The organism is Streptomyces sp. NPDC058964 (assembly GCF_042741275.1).
GTDB lineage: Bacteria > Actinomycetota > Actinomycetes > Streptomycetales > Streptomycetaceae > Streptomyces.
The window spans coordinates 1,046-2,344 of sequence record NZ_JBHYKH010000840.1 but is presented as its reverse complement, the minus strand read 5'-3'; the positions used below and the strand labels follow the sequence as shown (position 1 = coordinate 2,344).

Below are 1,299 nucleotides of genomic sequence, written 5' to 3'. Positions count from 1 at the left end.
ACGCGGGAACGTCGGCGACGTCGACTTCGACTCGGCCGTGGAGCGCGCCTCGCTCATCACCCCGGTGCCGGGCGGGGCCGGCCCGATGACGATCGCCACGCTCCTGGAGCAGACCGTCGACGCCGCCGCCCGGCAGCTCGGTGTGTGATCAGCGCATCCAGGCCCGGTACTCCATGACGGCACCGGGCCGCACGCCGTCCTCGGGGACGGCCTCGGTGAAGGTGTCCTCCATGCCGAGGACTGCCCCGGTGCGAGGTTCCAGGATCAGCATGTGCCGGATGCGCCGGGTGTCGTACACGTACGCATGGCCGGTGCGGCCGAGGCGGTCCGTCACGTCGCCGGCCGGCCGCAGCCCCTCGGCCTGCGCGAACAGCCGGACGAGCGCCGCCGACTCGCGGGCGCCCAAGGTCCAGTGGTCGAGGAGTTCCCCGACGGCGTCGAAGAGGTCCTCGGTGCTCAGCGGGGCCGTGCTGCGGTCGACCTCGGGGCGGACGATCTCGGTGAGGTAGGCCCGCAGGCCCGACGCGGTGTGGGGCGGGGTCCCTTCGGGCGGGGCGTCGCTCCACATCGGCGGGTAGGTGGTCCGGCTGATCACATGGCCGTCCGCCACCTCGTGCGGGTCGTCGCCCTCGTCGGTGAGGACCGGGCGGCCCGGCCTGCTCGGGTCGGTCGCCACGACCAGTTCGGTGTGGGTGGCGTCCGCCCGCCAGCGCACCACCCGCTCCACGGGCAGCGTGACGGGCTTTTCGCCGTCGCTCAGGCCGAGACTCCACGTCTGCACGTGTGTGCCCTTGCGCAGGCCCGGTGAGCCGTCTGCCGCGGCCGCGTCGGCCAGGGCGACCAGGTCCTTCAGGGGTACCGGGCTGGAGTGGGGCTGGATGGTCAGCGGGCGCGGCGCCGCGACGGCCCGCTGGGTGCCCGGACCGCCGAGGACGGCGTTGACGGCGAGACCGAGGACGACGACGGTGGCGGCCAGGCCCCAGACCAGCCGGGCGCGCGGGGTACGGCCGGGCAGCGCCGGAAGCAGCCGGGCACGGCGCCGCGGGCGGCCTTCGTGCAGCAGCCGGCGCAGCCTCTGCTCGGCACGCCGGTCCAGCGGTCCGTCGCCGAAGTCGGGGCTGTCGGCCGGCACCGGGTTGGCGTCGCGCAGGAGTTTGAGTTCGTCAGCCATGTCCGTGGTCCTTGCACAGGGTCGCGTCGGCGGAGGCGCGCTCCGGGGCGGGGCGGCCGTCGGACGGCGCCGCCACGGCGGGCCGCAGTCGGTCGATCTCGGGTCTCAGACGGCGCCTGGCCCGGTGG

At 75.3% G+C, this 1,299-nt stretch carries 1 protein-coding gene and 1 pseudogene; one reads left to right on the top strand and one right to left on the bottom strand.

Features of this window, described 5'->3' with window-relative positions; genetic code table 11:
- A pseudogene (locus tag ACFW2E_RS45455) lies at positions 1-148 on the top strand (bifunctional 5,10-methylene-tetrahydrofolate dehydrogenase/5,10-methylene-tetrahydrofolate cyclohydrolase); the annotation flags it as partial.
- Here ACFW2E_RS45455 and ACFW2E_RS45450 read toward each other — a convergent pair.
- Positions 149-1,171 (bottom strand): CU044_5270 family protein, encoded by a 1,023-nt coding sequence (locus tag ACFW2E_RS45450; protein WP_384477650.1) that lies wholly within the window; start codon positions 1,169-1,171, stop codon positions 149-151.
- Between the last annotated feature and the right edge of the window lie 128 nt (positions 1,172-1,299).